General features: G+C 61.6%; 18 protein-coding genes. 11 read left to right on the top strand and 7 right to left on the bottom strand.

Annotated elements, in window-relative coordinates; all coding sequences use genetic code 11:
- Positions 1-43: 43 nt before the first annotated feature.
- Positions 44-529 carry a MarR family transcriptional regulator gene (locus FHX11_RS02895; protein ID WP_184354859.1) on the top strand — a complete coding sequence of 162 codons (486 nt, stop codon included), beginning with the start codon at positions 44-46 and terminating at the stop codon, positions 527-529.
- Here FHX11_RS02895 and FHX11_RS02890 read toward each other — a convergent pair.
- Positions 523-1,722 carry a low temperature requirement protein A gene (locus FHX11_RS02890; RefSeq protein ID WP_184354857.1) on the bottom strand — a complete coding sequence of 400 codons (1,200 nt, stop codon included), beginning with the start codon at positions 1,720-1,722 and terminating at the stop codon, positions 523-525. The genes FHX11_RS02895 and FHX11_RS02890 overlap by 7 nt on opposite strands.
- 24 nt (positions 1,723-1,746) lie before the next feature.
- Positions 1,747-2,121 carry a DUF971 domain-containing protein gene (locus FHX11_RS02885; RefSeq protein ID WP_184354855.1) on the bottom strand — a complete coding sequence of 125 codons (375 nt, stop codon included), beginning with the start codon at positions 2,119-2,121 and terminating at the stop codon, positions 1,747-1,749.
- A gap of 134 nt (positions 2,122-2,255) precedes the next feature.
- Between FHX11_RS02885 and moaA the strand changes: the two genes are divergently transcribed.
- Complete coding sequence (gene moaA / locus FHX11_RS02880) at positions 2,256-3,305, top strand: GTP 3',8-cyclase MoaA (RefSeq protein WP_184354853.1); 1,050 nt, start codon at positions 2,256-2,258, stop codon at positions 3,303-3,305.
- Between the two features lie 146 nt (positions 3,306-3,451).
- On the opposite strand, the gene FHX11_RS02875 is transcribed toward moaA, so the two are convergent.
- On the bottom strand, positions 3,452-3,850 hold the full coding sequence (locus tag FHX11_RS02875) for a VOC family protein (RefSeq protein WP_184354851.1): 399 nt from the start codon (positions 3,848-3,850) through the stop codon (positions 3,452-3,454).
- Positions 3,851-3,950: 100 nt separating this feature from the next.
- Between FHX11_RS02875 and FHX11_RS02870 the strand changes: the two genes are divergently transcribed.
- A complete protein-coding gene (locus tag FHX11_RS02870; RefSeq protein WP_184354849.1) occupies positions 3,951-4,658 on the top strand; it encodes a YafY family protein in 708 nt (235 codons plus the stop codon).
- 68 nt (positions 4,659-4,726) lie between these two features.
- On the opposite strand, the gene FHX11_RS02865 is transcribed toward FHX11_RS02870, so the two are convergent.
- Entirely contained in the window at positions 4,727-7,276 is a 2,550-nt protein-coding gene (locus FHX11_RS02865) for a methyl-accepting chemotaxis protein (RefSeq protein WP_184354847.1), read from the bottom strand.
- 330 nt (positions 7,277-7,606) lie between these two features.
- Here FHX11_RS02865 and FHX11_RS02860 point away from each other — a divergent pair, with 330 nt between their 5' ends.
- The 3 genes from FHX11_RS02860 to mobB are packed head-to-tail and all read left to right on the top strand — an operon-like array spanning position 7,607 to position 9,706.
- A complete protein-coding gene (locus tag FHX11_RS02860; RefSeq protein ID WP_184354845.1) occupies positions 7,607-8,518 on the top strand; it encodes a DMT family transporter in 912 nt (303 codons plus the stop codon).
- Between the two features lie 10 nt (positions 8,519-8,528).
- A complete protein-coding gene (gene mobA / locus FHX11_RS02855) occupies positions 8,529-9,179 on the top strand; it encodes a molybdenum cofactor guanylyltransferase MobA (RefSeq protein WP_184354843.1) in 651 nt (216 codons plus the stop codon).
- On the top strand, positions 9,176-9,706 hold the full coding sequence (gene mobB, locus FHX11_RS02850; protein ID WP_184354841.1) for a molybdopterin-guanine dinucleotide biosynthesis protein B: 531 nt from the start codon (positions 9,176-9,178) through the stop codon (positions 9,704-9,706). Before mobA ends, mobB begins: the two co-directional genes overlap by 4 nt.
- A gap of 51 nt (positions 9,707-9,757) precedes the next feature.
- On the opposite strand, the gene FHX11_RS02845 is transcribed toward mobB, so the two are convergent.
- Together FHX11_RS02845 and FHX11_RS02840 are read right to left on the bottom strand one after the other, a co-directional pair.
- Positions 9,758-12,235 carry an OmpA family protein gene (locus FHX11_RS02845; protein WP_184354839.1) on the bottom strand — a complete coding sequence of 826 codons (2,478 nt, stop codon included), beginning with the start codon at positions 12,233-12,235 and terminating at the stop codon, positions 9,758-9,760.
- Between the two features lie 157 nt (positions 12,236-12,392).
- On the bottom strand, positions 12,393-12,614 hold the full coding sequence (locus FHX11_RS02840) for a hypothetical protein (protein ID WP_184354837.1): 222 nt from the start codon (positions 12,612-12,614) through the stop codon (positions 12,393-12,395).
- Between FHX11_RS02840 and FHX11_RS02835 the strand changes: the two genes are divergently transcribed.
- From FHX11_RS02835 to FHX11_RS02820, 4 genes are all read left to right on the top strand, one after another.
- Positions 12,607-13,389 (top strand): lysine/arginine/ornithine ABC transporter substrate-binding protein, encoded by a 783-nt coding sequence (locus FHX11_RS02835; RefSeq protein ID WP_184354835.1) that lies wholly within the window; start codon positions 12,607-12,609, stop codon positions 13,387-13,389. The two genes, FHX11_RS02840 and FHX11_RS02835, sit on opposite strands and share 8 nt — an antisense overlap.
- A 114-nt stretch (positions 13,390-13,503) precedes the next feature.
- Positions 13,504-14,307, top strand: a complete 804-nt coding sequence (locus tag FHX11_RS02830; RefSeq protein WP_184354833.1) for an ABC transporter permease — start codon at positions 13,504-13,506, stop codon at positions 14,305-14,307.
- Positions 14,304-15,134: an ABC transporter permease gene (locus tag FHX11_RS02825; protein ID WP_184354832.1), complete on the top strand. Its 831-nt coding sequence runs from the start codon at positions 14,304-14,306 to the stop codon at positions 15,132-15,134. The genes FHX11_RS02830 and FHX11_RS02825 overlap by 4 nt, the downstream gene beginning before the upstream one ends.
- A gap of 197 nt (positions 15,135-15,331) precedes the next feature.
- Positions 15,332-15,598 carry an aspartate-semialdehyde dehydrogenase gene (locus FHX11_RS02820; RefSeq protein WP_184354830.1) on the top strand — a complete coding sequence of 89 codons (267 nt, stop codon included), beginning with the start codon at positions 15,332-15,334 and terminating at the stop codon, positions 15,596-15,598.
- Positions 15,599-15,616: 18 nt separating this feature from the next.
- On the opposite strand, the gene FHX11_RS02815 is transcribed toward FHX11_RS02820, so the two are convergent.
- Entirely contained in the window at positions 15,617-16,279 is a 663-nt protein-coding gene (locus tag FHX11_RS02815) for a DUF2270 domain-containing protein (protein ID WP_246780895.1), read from the bottom strand.
- A 210-nt stretch (positions 16,280-16,489) separates the two neighbouring features.
- Here FHX11_RS02815 and FHX11_RS02810 point away from each other — a divergent pair, with 210 nt between their 5' ends.
- Positions 16,490-17,314 carry a class I SAM-dependent methyltransferase gene (locus FHX11_RS02810; protein WP_184354825.1) on the top strand — a complete coding sequence of 275 codons (825 nt, stop codon included), beginning with the start codon at positions 16,490-16,492 and terminating at the stop codon, positions 17,312-17,314.
- Positions 17,315-17,342: the final 28 nt, after the last annotated feature.

The following is a 17,342-nucleotide window of genomic DNA, read 5'->3' as shown; positions in this document are numbered from 1 at the left end:
GGACTCTCAAAATATGTTCAACTATGAACAATAAAGTACAACGATGAACAAAAATCAATCCCTACCTTGGGATCATCCGCGTTTTCACAGCTGGATCGCCGTCGCCCGCGCCTGCCAGCTGATGCAGCAATCTCTCAGCCGGGCGCTCGGACATCTCAACATCAAGACGCCGCATCTCGATATCCTCATCAATCTCTTCCGTTTCGAGGGCATTTCGCAGCAGGAACTGGCGCGCAAGCTGCTGGTCGGACGCTCCAACATGAGCATGCTCCTGCCGCAAATGGAAAAGCGCGGCCTGCTTGAGCGGCGCGGCGACAAGAACGACAAGCGCGTCCTCAGGCTCTACCTCACAGACGAGGGCCGGCGGGTGACGGAAGAAGCCATCGTCATCCAGAACGATCTGATAAACCGCATGCTCTCGGACGCGCCGGTGGAGGAATGCGAGATCATGACGAAGCATATGGAGCGCATCATCGGCCTGCTGCTGCAGGACGAGCGCGACCCTCTGGAGGCCGTCGGCGATCAGTGATTGCCGGGTGGCCGCGCCAGCGGGACGGCGCGCGACAGCGACGCATATTCCCAGATCGCCACGACGATCAGCACGGCCGTCGCGAGAACGCCGAGTTGATAGACCACCACCATCGGCAAGGTCAGAAGCAACAGCGCCAACCCCACAAGGCCGGCGAGATGCGACAGCGGCGGCCTCCCGGTTGTCGCGCCCTTGAACCAGAGATTGCCGATGAGGAACACCGCCGGGCCGCCGAGAATGGCGGCCGCCGTGTGCAAATCGGCCTGGTCGCGGGCATGCGAGAACAGGAATTCATCGCCGACGACGCTCAGGATGATGCCGGCGAGGATGAGAATATGCGCATAGGTGAAGGCCTGCCGCGCCAGGCTGCCGGGTGTGTCGTCATGCTCGATGCGATGCGCGGCACGCTCATGGCCGAACTGGAAATAGATCCACCACATGACGACCGTGCCGACGAAGGCAATGATGAACACGGCGATCATCAGCAGCGAAAGCGGCTCCTCCGCGAAGGTTCTCCCCGCCAGCAGCACGGCTTCGCCGAGGCAGATGATGATGAAGAGCGCGCAACGCTCGGCGAGATGCGCTCCGGAGACATCCCAATCCTCGATGGTCGATTTGCCGAGACCTGGCGTGCGGAACCCAAGAGCCGGCGCCGCATATTCGATCACCAGCGCCGCGAGCCATAGCAGCACCTGTGTCTCGCCTCCGAAGATCGCGCCGGCAATCCAGAAGATGCCCGACAGGATCAGCCAGCTCGATATGCGCAGGAAATTGCGATAATTGCCGGCATTGACGCCTCTCAGCGCATAGGCGGTGAACAGCGAACGCCCCACCTGCATGAAGACATAGGCGCCGGCAAAGAAGATCGCCTTCTCGCCGAAGGCTTCGGGAATCGAGGCCGAGAGCACCAGCCCGGCAAACATCAGCACGAGCAGCATGATGCGCACCGGCATGCGCTCGGGATCGAGCCAGTTCGTCACCCAGGCCGTGAACACCCATACCCACCAGACCGCGAAGACCAGCATGATGGCCTCCAGCGCGCCGAGCGGCGTGAAATGGCCGGCAAGCGCATGGGACAGCTGCGAAATCGAGAAGACGAAGACGAGATCGAAAAACAGTTCGACGAAAGAGACCTTGCTCTCGTTCTTGCCGCCCTTGGTCCGCTGCCAGCTTTCCCTACCCCTGCCCGTCATGCCTGCCCCCTGCTACAAACGATATTAATGCGACTTGCCCGCGGCATCGCGGCTCAGACCCTTTTCCGTCAGCTCCGCCTCATAGGCCGCAAAGAGCTCCGGGCCTTTCTCGCCGAGTTCGCGCAGATAGGTCCAGGTGAAGATGCCGGTATCGTGCATGTCGTCGAAGCCGATGCGAACGGCGTAGTTGCCCGTCGGCGTCATCGACATGATGCCGACATTGCGCTTGCCCGGAACGGTGATCTTCTGCCCCGGCCCGTGCCCCTGCACTTCGGCCGAAGGCGACAGCACGCGCAACATCTCCGCCGACAGATCGAAGCTCTTGCCGTCATTGAAGCTCACCACGAGGTGCTTGCGATCCTTCGAGACCCGCAATTCGGTTGGCCAGACGTCGCTCATCGATCTTCCCATGCGTTTCAATAGCTATGGCGAGAAGTAGGCCGCGACACGTTCGCGCGCAAGTGCATTCGAAATGCATTTCCCTTGACGCAACAATCGCCTATGCACACATTAGCATGATAACGGAGGTTTTCGTGAACAGCATTGTCGGTACGATAGGCAGCGGGGCGCCGCTTGTGGCGGATGCATCTCCAATGGTCGACCCTTTCGGTCGGGCCGTCACCTATCTGCGCGTCTCCGTGACCGATCGCTGCGATTTCCGCTGCAGCTATTGCATGGCGGAAAACATGACCTTCCTGCCGAAGAAGGACCTGCTGACGCTGGAAGAGCTGAACCGGCTCTGTTCCGCCTTCATCGCCAAGGGCGTGCGCAAGATCAGGCTCACCGGCGGCGAGCCGCTGGTGCGCAAGAACATCATGTTTCTGGTGCGCGAACTCGGCAAGCGCATCGAAAGCGGCGAACTCGAGGAGCTGACGCTGACCACCAATGGTTCGCAGCTCTCCCGCCATGCCGCCGAACTCTATGATAGCGGCGTGCGCCGCATCAACGTCTCCCTCGACACGCTCGATCCCGACAAGTTCCGCGCCATCACCCGCTGGGGCGATTTCGCCAAGGTGATGGAGGGCATCGACGCCGCTCAGAAGGCCGGCTTGAAGATCAAGCTCAATGCCGTGGCGCTGAAAGATTTCAACGAGGCGGAGATACCCGAACTGCTGCGTTTCGCCCATGGCCGCGGCATGGACCTGACGGTCATCGAAACGATGCCGATGGGCGAGATAGAGGAAGATCGCACCGACCGGTATCTGCCGCTGTCCAAGCTGCGGGCCGATCTCGAACGGCAATTCACGCTGACCGATATTCCCTACAAGACCGGCGGCCCGGCGCGTTATGTCGAGGTCAAGGAGACCGGCGGCCGGCTCGGCTTCATCACGCCGTTGACCCATAATTTCTGCGAGAGCTGCAACCGCGTGCGCCTGACCTGCACCGGCACGCTCTATATGTGCCTCGGCCAGAACGACGCCGCCGACCTGCGCATGGCGCTGCGCGCCACCGAGGACGACGCTTTCCTCTATGCCGCGATTGACGAAGCCATCACCCGCAAGCCGAAGGGCCATGACTTCATCATCGACCGCACCCACAACCGGCCCGCGGTCGCACGCCACATGAGCGTCACCGGCGGCTAGACGCTCGATTTCGCCCGATGATCTGATCAGAGCGCGGCACGTACGATAGCGATCGGCTAATCCGTGCGCTGTTTATTGATCCTCGTGCCGGCCAGCCTGATTCCGGTCGGGATCGAGGTGACAGCATGACGATGCGCTCCCGCAACCTAGCGCGACGCGAAACGCTTCTTCGCCTCGTCGGTCGCCGGCATATAGAGCAAAACGGCCGTTCCCTCCGGGTCACGGAACTGGAAGGTCTTGTTGCCCCAGGGCATCATCTTCAGCGCGTGGAGCAGAGGAACCTTGTTCTTCAGGCGCTCATATTCCACATCGATGTCCTCGACCTGGAATTCCAGGCAGGCGGTGCGATTGGCGCCGGGCTCGGCGCTACCCTCTTTCCAAAGCGCGACGGTCTCGACAGAGCCGATGGCCAGGGTTGCCGCCGGGGTCTCGATCTCGGCAAAGACCGGAGCGAGCCACTGGGCTTGGACCCCGGTTACCATCTCATAAAAGGCAACCATGGCCTTGATATCGCCTGCGATGAGACGGGTGGAAGCCAACTTCATAACTAGTCCTCTCGATTGACCGCAAAGCCTTCGCGGCCTCGCAGAACTCCTTGTCGCACGCTCCTGCTGCCAGCATACTGTCAGCAGGAGTAAGTATGCGATGCGCCGTGCCGACCGACTGTTTCAAATCATCCAGATTCTGCGCCGAACGACCCGACCGGTGACGGCGAGCGCGCTGGCCGCGGAACTGGAGGTCTCGAAGCGCACCGTTTATCGCGACGTGGCGGACCTGATCGGCCAGCGAGTGCCGATCGAGGGAGAGGCTGGATTGGGCTACCTGCTCGCCGCCGGCTACGACATGCCGCCACTGATGCTGGCGCCTGACGAACTGGAGGCGGTAGTCTTGGGCACACAATGGGTCTCCGCCCATTCGGACAAGGTGCTCGCCAACGCGGCACGCGATGTCGTGGCAAAGATCGCCGCCGTCGTCCCCGAGCGCCTTCGCCTTTTCGTCATCGAGCCGAGCGTGGGCGCAAAGCCGACCAGCGGCAAGCCCGAAGAACGTGTCGATGCATCGCTGCTCAGATCGGCAATCCGCAACGGCATGAAACTGCGGCTACGCTACAACTCGGAAGCCAGCGAAGAGACCGAACGCACAGTCTGGCCGGTGCTCCTCGGCTATGCCGAAACGAGCAGCCTGCTGGTCGCCTGGTGCGAGCTGCGACAGGGCTTCCGCCATTTCCGCACCGACCGCATCGTCGCGGCTGAGCTACTCGATGAGCCCGTCGGCTTGCGGCCGGGCGAATTGCGCCGCCGCTGGCAGCACTGGCGCGAAGACCAGGTTCGCCTATCTCCAGACCTGTCGTGATCAACGGAAAATGCCGGCCCATTGGCCGGCATTTTCAATGGATTATATATTTTCTCTAATATACAGATTTAAGCAGCGCGATACCGTGTTTCAGCGCCGTTATGGCCTTGGTATTCCGTATCGCCCTCGCCGGTCCGGAAACGGTCGATCTTCTCGGAGAGCATATCGACGCGCTGGCGCAGCCCGTGGATCTCGGCATTGTTCTCCTCGACCATCGCCGCATTTCTCTGCGTGATCAGCTCGACTTCGCCGACTGCCCGCGTCACTTCCTCGATGCCCGTCGACTGCTCGGCGGTCGCGGACGAAATATCGGCGACGAGCCTCTGGACGCCAGTGACATGGTCGATGATTTCGCTCAGCGCCGCACCGGTCTGTTCGACCAGATGCACGCCGCTCCGTACCTGCGCCGAACTCGCCGAAATCAGCCCCTTGATCTCCTTGGCGGCATTGGCGCAGCGCTGCGCGAGCTCGCGCACCTCCTGGGCGACAACCGCAAACCCACGTCCCGCCTCACCGGCGCGAGCCGCTTCGACGCCGGCATTCAGCGCCAGAAGATTGGTCTGGAAGGCAATCTCGTCGATGACGCCGATGATGGTGGCGATCTTTTCCGACGAGCGATTGATCTCGCCCATCGCCCCCACAGCCTTGGCAACGACCTCGCCGGATTGGGTCGCATAGGCCTGGGTCTCGTTCACCGAGGCGGCGGTCTGCTTGGCGCGATCGGCCGTCGAACGCACGACCTCGCTCAGGCGATGCAGCGCCCGCGAGCTTTCCTCCAGGGCGGCCGCCTGCTGCTCGGTGCGGCGCGCCAGATCGTCGGCGGAGGTGGCGAGATTGCCCGTGCCGCCCTTGATTTCCTCGGCGGTGTAACGGACATCCGTCAGGGTCTCGCGCAGCGCTTCCACCGCGTGATTATAGGTGAAGGCCATCTCGACGAAATCGGCGGAAAGGTCTTCCCGCATGCCGTCTTCGAGATTGCCGTCGGCGAGCTTGGCGAGCACATCGGCCAGCGCATTCAGCGCCTGCTTCTGCTCGGCCTCTATCCGGGCGCGCTCGGCGGCGCGGCCCGCAGCCTCTTCTTCCGACAGTGCGCGGGCGCTCTCCGCCTCCCGCTCCAGCCGGACGTTCTCCAGTGCCGCATCCCGGAATACCGTGACGGAGCGCACCATGTCGCCGATCTCGTCGCCACGATTGCGGCCGTCGATCGCCACATCCAGATCGCCGCTGGCAAGACGGGTCATGATCTCGGTCACCCGCTTCAAAGGCCCGCGCAGCGTCTCCACCAGCATCAGACCGCCCACAATCGCCAGCAGCGTGCCGAGGATCATCGCGATGACGGAGACATTGGCCGAGCGCTCGCTGTCTTCCTTGCCGATTTCCTGCGCCTGGGCCACGAAACCGCGCAGCGATGTCATCGCATCCGCCAAAATACCGTTCGCCTCGACCCGTCCGGTCTTCCAATCCGCGGCCGTCTGCAACAGATCCGCCGAGCCCTTGGTGACGCTGTCGATCAGTGGCTTGGTGCGGGCGGCGAGATCCCGCATCGTCGCATTCGTCTGGCCGAGCGCCGAAATCCTGGCGGCGGCATCCTGCAGTTCGGCCAGATCGGCCATCACGGCATCGCGCGAGGCGGCGTCACGGACATTTTCCATGCGCGCCGCATGCAAGGTCAGCCGGTCGATGACGCTGAGCGCCGCATCGACGCGATCCAGCAGCTCCTTTTGACCGTCGATGATCTTGTCGAGGCCGACGAAGCGATCGGCGGCGGTATCGCTGTTCTTCGCCGATTGCAGGGTCATGTCGCCCTCGATCTTCACGAAGCTTTGCAGGATCGGTCCCATGGCCTCGACCTTCTGGTCGGACGTAGCGCTCCCCTTCAGGACGGCATCGAGCTTGCCCGCCGCGTCGGCGGCATTGTTGACGAGACCGGCGCCGCGCTTCGAAACCAGCGCCTGCGATGTCGCCAATTGCTTCAGGATCGCATCCGTATAGGTGCGCGCGTCCGAAATTTCCTCGTCGGCATCGGTCGCCATCTGCACCTGAATGCGCAAGTTGCTCATCTTTTCCGACAGACCCTTGTAGGCGGCGGCGTCGTAGAGCAATTCCTTCGCGAAAGTCTCCTTGTCGCCGAAATCCTTGCGAATGATGTCGATCTGCTTGGCCGCGGCCGCCCCGCTCGCCTCGATGGCCTGCACCGCCTTGCGGATCGCCTCGATATCGGCGTCCTGCTTTTGCCGGATGTTCCAGAGCGTGGCCGCCTGGGCGCGCATCTTGTCGGCAAGCGCCTTCACGGCGGAGATCTTGGCACCCTGATCGTCGCTGAGCAGGCCGTTCAGACGCTGAACGCCGGCGGCTTGCGCATCGATCTTGTCACTCAGCGCCTGGCGCGTCTCATCGGAAGGCGATGTGGTGAACTCCTGCAGCGCAGCCTGCAGATTCTCGAAGTCGCTGATATTCTCGATCGTCGCCCGCGTAACGGTCATATGCCCGTTGAGGATATTGGCCGTATGGTAGCCGAGAAGACCAACGCCGGCGATCAGCGCCACCAGCGGCACGACGAAGATGAGAACCTTTGTCACGATCCGGCGACTTTGCAGAAGACGATCAATGAAGAACATGCCACGCCCCAATCAGATTGGTAGGTATCCGGCGACGGCGGGATCGTCATTCCTGCTGCGCTGCGGTGGATGCTTCTGCCTCATGCAAAACCGAGTGGGAGCCTCGGGAAATAAGATTGAATAAGCATTAATCGCCGACATAAAAGCTTCTACAATCTACGAAAAATCGGAAATGGCGTCCCATTTTGCACGCTCGGTGTAACCAGGACCCCCATCAACCCTGGCTTTCGCTGCAACGCACAATCGAATTCCGCCGCCAATGAACTATGAGCGATTCCAATTTGACGAAAAGAGCAGTAGGTCAAACTGATATATCCAGGGAATCGTTTCATGCCGCGGACCAAGAATACGCAGGGTGCCCTTTACATGGCCGCATCAATGGCAGGTTTCGCTTGTAGCGATGCCCTGTCCAAATCCGTCATCTCGGTGATGAATGCCGGCGAGATCATTTTTATCCGCGGGCTTTTCACCAGCATCATCGTCTACCTGCTCGCCCGGCATATGGGTGCCCTGCGCTCGTGGAAGGTCATTCTCCAGCCGATGATCGCCCTGCGCATCGCCTGTGAGGCAATTGCGGCGGGAACCTACATCACCGCGCTTGGAATGATGCCGATCGCCAATGCCTCGGCCATTCAGCAGGCGGTGCCGCTCGCCGTTACGCTCGGAGCGGCGCTGTTTCTCAAGGAGCCCATCGGCTGGCGACGCTGCGCGGCGATCATCATCGGTTTCGTCGGCGTATTGATCATCGTCCGCCCCGACCCCAGCGGCTTTACGACGGCTGCCCTGCTCTCCATTGCCTGCATGTTCGTCACCGTCGCCCGCGACCTGGCCACCCGTTGCATCGACAAGGACGTCCCGTCGCTGATGGTGACGGTGTGCACCGCGATTTCGATTTCGATCTTCGGCGCCCTGTTGACGGAACCGCTCGGCGGCTGGCAGCCGGTCAGCCTCACCTCGTTCTCGCATATCCTGCTCGCGTCGATCCTGGTACTCATCGGGTATCAGGCAACCATCCTCGCGATGCGCACGGGTGAAATCTCCTTCGTCGCGCCCTTTCGCTATGTGAGCCTGATCTGGTCGGCGCTACTCGGCCTGCTCTTCTTCGGTGAAGTGCCGGATGCCTGGACCTTCATTGGCGCCGCTATTGTCATCGCGTCGGGCATCTATACATTCTATCGGGAGAGAAAGCGGCAAGCGGCCCAGCCTATCGCCCAGGAATCAGAGCCGCGCGTGCCCGCCTGAGGTCGCCAGCATGCCAGGCTTCATCTCCGATCCCGCCGAAATCCCGCCCTTCCTGCTCGCCGGCGGCCGCTCCAGCCGCATGGGCCTGAACAAGGCGCTCGTCCCGCTCGGTGGTCGAAGGCTGCTGACGCGTGTCGCGGAGCGGATCGGTCAGCGGCAAAAGGCGCCTGTCGCCCTGAATGCCGACGCCGATTTTCCGGACCCGGCCGGGCTGCCGCTGATCCCGGATACGCTTCCCGGCAAGCTCGGCCCGCTTGCCGGTGTGCTCGCCGCCATGCGGCAGGCAACGGCACATCATCCGCTAGCAACCCATATCGTCACCGTGCCGATCGACAGCCCGTTTTTTCCGCTCGATCTGGTCACCCGCCTCGCGGAAGCCATCGAGGGCCGCGACGAGATCGCGATTGCCGCCTCGCTCGGGCGCGAACATCCGGTATTCGGCCTTTGGCCCATCTCCATCGCCGACGACCTCGAGACCTGGATTCGCGCGGATGAAAAACGACGCGTTCGGGATTTTCTTGCGCGCCACCCGCTCCGAACGGTCGACTTTCCCGTCATGGACACGCCGATCGGCGCGCTCGACCCCTTCTTCAACATCAACACGCCCGACGAGCTGGCTGCCGCGGAAAGATGGCTTGCGGCATTGGAGACACAGCCATGACCGCCGCCCGACCCAAGATCTTCGGCATTGCCGGCTGGAAGAACTCCGGCAAGACCGGCCTCGCCGTTCGCCTGGTGTCCGAATTCACCCGGCGCGGCTACAAGATTTCGACCATCAAGCATGCGCACCACGATTTCGACATCGACAAGGTCGGCGCCGACAGCTTTCGCCATCGCGAGGCCGGCGCGCATGAAGTCACCATCGTCTCCGGCACGCGCTATGCCATCATGCACGAGCTGCGCGGTGCGCCCGAGCCGAGTTTCGAGGAAATCCTCGCCCGGATAGCCCCCTGCGACCTCGTGCTCATCGAGGGCTACAAGCGCGAGCCGATCCCGAAGATCGAGGCGCGTCGGCTGGAGGCCGCCAAGTGCGAGCCGCTGGCGCCGCAGGATCGGCACATCGTCGCCATTGCCGCCGATCATCCGGTGGAGGATGCCGCCGCGCTCACCGTTTTCGATCTCGACGACACCATTGCCATTGCCGATTTCATCGCCGCCACGGTCGGGCTTGGCAAGCCGTCGACATGACAAAGGCCGCCGGTTTCCCGACGGCCTTTGCATCGATCAGATCGGATAGGCTTACCGGTTCGAAACGACCGGACGCACCAGCGCCGTGATGCGGCGGATGGTGACGCGGCGGTTTTCCTGCTCCGGTCCCTGCGTGTTCACCTTCAGATATTGCTCGCCATATCCCTGGGTCACAAGATTTTCGGCCGGAATGCCATAAACGTCGCTCAGCACCTTGGCGACCGATTCCGCCCGCTGGTCCGAGAGAATGAGGTTGCTTTCCGGAGAACCGACGGCATCGGTGTGGCCTTCGATGAGGAAGCTTTCCGTCGGGTCACGCTTGATGATCTTGCCCATCGCGTCGGCAACGTTGCGTAGCGTGCTGGCCTGCGACATCGGGATTTCCGCGCTGCCGGTCGCGAAGGTGATCGTATCGAGATCGATACGGCGCACCTTGTCGCGAATACGGGCGGAATAGCGAACCTCGTTCACCGAATAGATCCGCTCCACCGGCTCGACCGGCGGCTCGCGCAGGAAGTCGTAGTAATCGGCATCCCGGTCCGTTCCCGTGTCGATGATGTACTGGCTGACCGGAATGCTGAGGCGCATCGGCGGCAGGTCATCACCGGGGTCGCGGAAATAGTCGTCGTCATCCGGACGCTGCTCGAGTTCCGGCGAATAGAACAGCACATACTCGCGGCCATCCGCATCGACGCGCGAGCGCTGGATGATGTCGCCATAGCGGTTGCGCACGGTGATGATGCGATCGCCATCCGGCTGATCGATGGTTTCGCGATAGCGATCGCGCGCAAGCTGCTCATAGGTCGGACGCTCGCCGGCGCGAACGAAACGATCGGTATCATCGTTGCGGACGACATAATTGTTATCGACATTCACGATGGTACGATTGTCCTGATTGATGATCGTCTGAACCGCAGCACCGGCCGGCGCCGCAAAATTGGGACGGCGGTCGAGGCGACGGCCCTGTTCGCTGGTGACGGCCTCCATTTTCACGGGCGGCTGCGGCTGGCCGCCTGCTGCGGCGCGTTGTGCCTCCGCATCGGATGTCGGCGGCTTGGCATAGGCGGCCGGTGGCGGCACAGGCGTCGTCTGCCCTTGTGCCGGCTGGCCCTGCGCTGCCTGACCTTGACGTGCCTGGCCTTGGCCTCCCTGAGCGGGCACGGCCTGCCCCGGCTGCCCTGCCTGCGTACCGGGCTGTCCGCCGGGGTTCTGTCCACCCTGGCGATGGCCACGCCGGGCCGCATCCTTGTCGCTATCCAGCACGGCGGCGCCGTTCTGGACCGGCAGAATGACGGGACCTTTGCTCTCGGCCGGGTTTTCCGCGATCTTCTTGCGACGTTCCAGTTCCTCGGGCGAGACCGGAGCGCTGGGCGGAACGGCCGTCTCGGCGCCCTGCTGTTGCGGAGCACCATTGGCCGCCGGCTGCTTGGCATTGCCTTGCGCGGGAGCACCGGCTTCGGTGCTCGGCTGCGGCTTGCCGGGCTGCGGTGCGGCCTGATTTTGCTGAGGCTCGGCCTTTAGCGCGGGCTGCTGCGGATTGGCAGCCGGTGGCTGCTCACCCTGCTGCGGCTTGCCCTGCGCCTTATTGCCGCCAGGCTTCTGACCCTGCTGGCTGCCCGGCGCCACCGGGGTTTCCGGCTGGGCCGCCGTTCCCTGCTGAGCCTGGGACGGCTGGACGGCCGGGGCTTCCTGCTGTGCGGGTGCAGCGGTCTGGCCCTGAGGCTTCGGCTGTGATTTCTGCTCGGGCTGAGCCTGGCCTTCCGGCTTCGCTTGCTGGCCCTGCTGTGTCGGAGCCTTTTGCTGGGTCGGTTCGGCGGACTGAGCCGGCGGCTTCTGGTTCTGCTGATGAGCAGCCGGAGCCTCCTGCTGGGCGGGAGCCTTCTGTTGTGCCGGTTCGGCCGGCTCGGCCTGCGGCTTCTGGTGCGGCTTCTGCGCGGGCTCGCCTTGCGGCGCTTCGGCGGGAGCAGCCTGCTTCGGCTGCGGCGCTATCTCCGGCTGCGCGGCAGGCTGCTGATCGGCATTCTGCTTGTGTTTTTTCTGCTCCGGCTGGCCCTGTTGCGTCTCCGGCGCAACGGCGGCAGGTGCTGCGGCCTTGGGACGAGGCTGAACCTCTGGCTGCGCGCCAGGCTGCTCGGCATTTTGCGCATGTGGCTTCTTCGGTGCCGGCGGCTCTGGCGGTTGTGCCTCCGGCGCAGCCGGCTTCTCGACAGCCTTTGGCTGCGGAGCCTCCTGCTGCTTATGCGGCTTTGGCTGCTCGGGTTCGGGCGCGGCCTCGTGCTTCTGACCCTGCTCGGCTTCACCCGGCTTCTTGTGCTTGCGCAACTCCTCTTCGGATTCGCCGCCCTGCGGTTGTTCCTGGGCAACTTCGAAGCTCGCGCCGCCATCGACAGCGACCGAACCGGCAACCGCACTGCTCAACGGAGCGATGACCTGCTCACGCAATGCGGCAGCGGCGGCCGGCTCGAACGCTATCGACAATGACAGCAGCGGAAATGCAGCGCTGGCAAATAGTCTGGATCGCTTTCCCATCAATGGGTCTCCTCTTTATCATTTTTCTCCGCCAGGTTGCGGAACCAAGCCCGCGGAGGTGATGCCTGATGATCCCGGCCGATTTTCGATATTCTTGGGGTTGAATCGCGGCAGGTGGTCACATTGTTCCGGCACTATTAGAAGGCGTGAATTAACCCTACCTGAATGCGCCAGACGGCTTTTGTTCAGTTTTTGAAATCGCTCCGAACGTTTTGAAGACGGTGTGCGATGCGAAATGACTTTTTAATTCCAGTTGCAATTTGCGGAAAAAAAGTACGAATATCGCGCCAAGGCAGGCCGCTGGCCCGCTGCATTCCGACCGGCCGCCCATGAAGAATAAGAGCCGCCGGTCGCCAACAGAGAGGATCAAAATGCGCATCTCCACTCGCCTTCTCGCTGCTGCATCGCTTGCAGCGATGTCGCTTTTCGCCGGCGCAGCACTTGCTGACGGCGATTCGATCGTCATCGGTACGGACGCAACCTACCCGCCCTACGAATCGCTCGACGCCTCCGGCAAGATCGTCGGCTTCGACATCGACATAGCAAATGCGCTTTGCGATCAGATGAAGGTCAAGTGCACCTTCGTGAACCAGGATTTCGACGGCATCATCCCGGCCCTGCAGGCCAAGAAGTTCGACGCCATCGTCTCGTCCATGTCGATCACGCCCGAGCGTGAAAAGTCCATCGACTTCACCAACAAGTACTACAACACGCCGCCGGCCATCGCCGTGCCGAAGGATTCCAAGATTACCGATACGAGCGATGAAGCCCTGAAGGGCAAGACGATCGGCGCGCAATCCTCGACCACGCACGCCAACTACGCGACCGCGCATCTGAAGGACGCCGAACTGAAGCTCTATCCGTCACCGGACGAATACAAGCTCGACCTCTCCAACGGCCGTATCGATGCCGTCATCGACGACGTCGTCGTTCTCTCCGAATGGGTCAAGTCGGATGCCGGCAGCTGCTGCAAGATGCTCGGCACGCTGAAGATCGATCCCGAAATCAACGGTATCGGCGCCGGTATCGGCATCCGCAAGGGCGAAACCGCGCTCAAGGACAAGTTCAACGCGGCGATCGCAGCGATCCGTGCCGACGGCACCTACAAGAAGATCCAGGACAAGTATTTCGATTTCGACGTCTACGGCGATTGATCGGCCGTCGATTCCTTGGGAAAAGACGACGGCGGAAGCTTGCCCTTCCGCCGTTTTTGTTTGACAAGGGCTATATAAGAGCAACACGGCATAAGCCGTGAGGGGAAATACGGTATGGGCGGATTGTTTTCCGCGCTCGGCTCCTTATGGGCCTGGCTGAATAATATTTTCGACCCGCTATGCGGCCCGGTCGGACTTTTCACACTGTTCGGCCAGAACACGGTCATCGCCTGCGGCGATACCGGCTGGGGCGACGAGATCGCCGGCGGCCTCAAGGTCACGATCACGGTAGCCGTTCTGACCCTGCCGCTCGGCCTGGTGATCGGTTTCCTGGTCTCCCTGGCGCAGCAGTCGGAGGAACGATCGTTGCGGCTGGCGGCCGGCGTCTTCACCACCATCTTCCGCGGCCTGCCAGAGCTCCTGACCCTCTTCATCATCTATTACGGCATGCAGATCCTGCTGCAAACGGCGCTGGCCTATGTGGGCTATACCGGTCAGATCGAGATCAATGCCTTCATCGCCGGCATGATCGCGCTTTCGATCGTGTTCTCGGCCTATTGCTCGGAAGTGCTGCTGTCGGCCTTCAGGGCGATCCCCAAGGGCCAATACGAGGCCGGCGACGCGCTCGGCTTTCACCGCGCCCGCACGATGCGCCTGATCATCCTGCCGCAGCTGATCCGCATCTCCCTGCCGAATCTCGGGAACCTCTGGATGAACCTCCTGAAGGATACATCCTATGTTTCCATCATCGGGCTGACCGATGTCGTTCGCCAGACGGGCCTTGCCGTGCGCTCGACGAAAGAGCCGTTCTTCTTCTACATGATCGCCTGCGCCCTCTATCTGGTGCTTGCCATCATTTCCTCGGCAGGTTTGTCCTATCTCGACCGCTGGGCAAAACGTGCGGAGTTTCGCCGATGAGTTACGCTGAAGCCCTGATCCCGGCACAGCCGGCGCCGCCGGAAACCATGCGGCGCTTCTCCAAGGCCCGCATCGCCGGCTATTTCTTCCTGGCCCTTTGGGCGCTGCTCGGCATTGCGCTGATCACGATGATGATCACCAACTGGGACAATGCCAAGTTCTTCAAGTTCGGCCCGCGCTTCCTGCACGGTCTCTGGATCACCGTGAAGCTGGTGGGATCGTCCTTCATTCTCGGCGCGATACTTTCGATCCCGCTTGCTCTTGCCAGAATGTCGAAGAACAAGATCCTGAACGGCCTGACCTATTGCTACGTCTATCTGTTCCGCGGCACACCGCTGCTGGCGCAGATTTTCATCGTCTATTATGGCTTTCCGCAAGCTCGCGGCTTTCTCGATTATATCGGCCTCTGGTGGTTCTTCCGCGATCCCTTCAATTGCGGCCTGTTTGCCATGACGCTGAATACTGCCGCCTATCAGACCGAAATCGTCCGCGGCGCGATCCAGAGCGTCCATCGCGGCCAGAGCGAGGCGGCAGCATCGCTCGGCCTCCACAAGCTCGTCACCTTCTACAAGATCATCCTGCCTCAGGCCCTGATCGTGGCACTACGCCCCTATGGCAACGAGATCATTCTTCTGATCAAGAGCTCCGCCACCGTCTCCATCATCACCGTCTACGACTTGATGGGTGAAACGCGCTACGCCTTCTCGCAGACCTACGACTACCAGACCTATCTCTGGGCGGCGATCTTCTATCTTTCCATCGTCGAGATCATGCGCAATGGCTGGGCGCGCATGGAAGCCTATCTGACACGGCACCTGAAACGTTGACCGGAAACCGGGGCGGCATCCGACCATGCCGCCCAGCCCTTTGGCAGCACTCGCCTGACCATGCTGCTATCATATTGATTTTTGTGAATAAATTTTCTTTTGCGACACTTTTATAAAGCATAGGTTTACCTTGAGCTGCTTCCATTTTTCCGTGACCATCCGTCATGGAAAGCAGTGGCAACAGAAAGAGAGACCTCATGCACGACGACATGCAGAAGCAGTTGCAGGGCTATGGGCTGACCACGGCGCAGATCTTCTACCGTCTGCCCGATCATCCTCAATTTCTACAGACCTATATCTGGCAGGACTATGATCTCGCTCCGAACTTCCCGGAGATGCGCGGCTTTCTCAAATTCTGGCAGGAGAAGCTGGACGGCCCCCTCCATTCGGTGCGCTATGTTCACCGCAAGCTGATCTCGGCAACGGAATGGCGGGCTCTGAAGGGAGAACTCATCCTGCATTAGTCTGGCTTACCAGCAGGATCAGACATGCGCCTCGCCATGGGTAAAATCGCCGTCATCCGGCCCGCGACGTAGGGTGCCATAAAGAATGACGGCGTAGAACGCAGCCACCATTGCAATCACCGGCCAACCGGGGATCGGTCCGAGCGCGGCGTTGTCGACAATATAGCTCCACGACTGCGCCAGCTCTTGCGGCACGCCCTCCGTTTGCAGCTTCGGCGTCGAGATCTTCAAGATCCACGCCAACAGCAGGATCGCATACATCCAGCAATAATTCCGCCGCAGACGCCGCTGCATCGCTTCGAAATAGTTGAGCAGAAACCGCGGTGCGCGCAGGCTTTTGGCGATCGATACTGCCCAATCAGGATTGAGATCGGCTTCAGGTGCCAGAATCTGTGCGAAATAGCTGCGTTCCAATTGCCGTATCCGCGCACGATAGACATCGAAGAAGCGATAGCGCCGCGCCTCGATCGTCAGCAGCAATGTGATCAGCATCATGCCGAACAGCAACACGCCGTGATGCGACGTCGGCGTCGACAGCGACACGGAAAGCAATGCCGCGACGACGGTGATCGCCCAGTTCGAGGTCCGGTCGATGCGATCGCGCCAACTGGTCATTCGACCAAGCTCGCCGCGGTAATAATGGTTCAACGTATTGGTGACCTCCCCCGTCGTCGCCGGCATGGGCGGCGGCTTTCGATCTGCGGCGCTACCCAGGAGATGGGACGTGGTGAGCTCAGTGGCCATGATTTTTTCCTCCCTTTTTCTTCTTTCGCGCAAAGGTCTTATGGCCTGACCCTGCTGCGAGCGAATATTTTGCTCCTTCATCGCAGCCATTGCAAAAGCCTTTCAAGCGCCTTAATGCCTCCCTGACGAACGAAGGACTGATCACTCATGGCAAAGAAGAAAATCGACGAAGAGGCGCTGGCGGAAGCTTACAATCGCGCGCTGGCCCTGGAAAAAGCCGGCGATGTCGACGCCGCTGTCAAGGCCTATGAGGAAGTGCTGGCGATCGACCCGGAGGATCACGGCGGCGCGGCCGTGCGCATCGCCTCCATGGGACGCGGCGAGACGCCGGTAAAGGCACCGGACGCCTATGTCGAGACGCTATTCGACCAGCATGCCGAAGTCTTCGAGGACGTGCTCGTCGAGCAGCTCGGCTATCATGTCCCGGTCCTCGTGCGCCAGCGTCTGCAGGCGCTCGGCCTTGGTCCGTTCAAGCGCATGCTCGACCTCGGCTGCGGCACCGGGCTCACCGGCGGCACGCTACGCGATATCGTCGAGGACATCACCGGCATCGATATTTCCGAAAACATGGTCGAAGTCGCCCATGAGAAGGACATTTACGAAACGCTGTTCGTCGCCGAGGTCGAGGACTTCCTCGACGACAACGACGAGGAGCCCTTCGACCTGATCACCGCGACCGACGTCCTGCCCTATCTCGGTGCGCTGGAGCCGCTGTTCTTCGGCGCCGCCGAAAACATGACGCCGGGCGGGCTTTTCATCTTTTCCTCGGAGACCCTGCCCGAGGCAACGCTGGCCGGGCGCCCCTATATGGTCGGGCCGCACCAGCGCTTTGCCCATGCGGAAACCTATGTGCGCGAGCGCCTGACGGCGACCGGCTTCGAACTCGTCGAAATCACCGACATCAATGTTCGCATGGAAGACGGACACCCGACGCCGGGCCATCTGATCATAGCGCGCCTCATCGCGGAATGAGATGAGGCGGCATGGGGGTTGGAATAGC

The organism is Rhizobium sp. BK602, assembly GCF_014195095.1.
In the GTDB taxonomy this organism is placed as follows: domain Bacteria; phylum Pseudomonadota; class Alphaproteobacteria; order Rhizobiales; family Rhizobiaceae; genus Rhizobium.
This window is presented reverse-complemented; position numbering and strand designations above follow the sequence as displayed.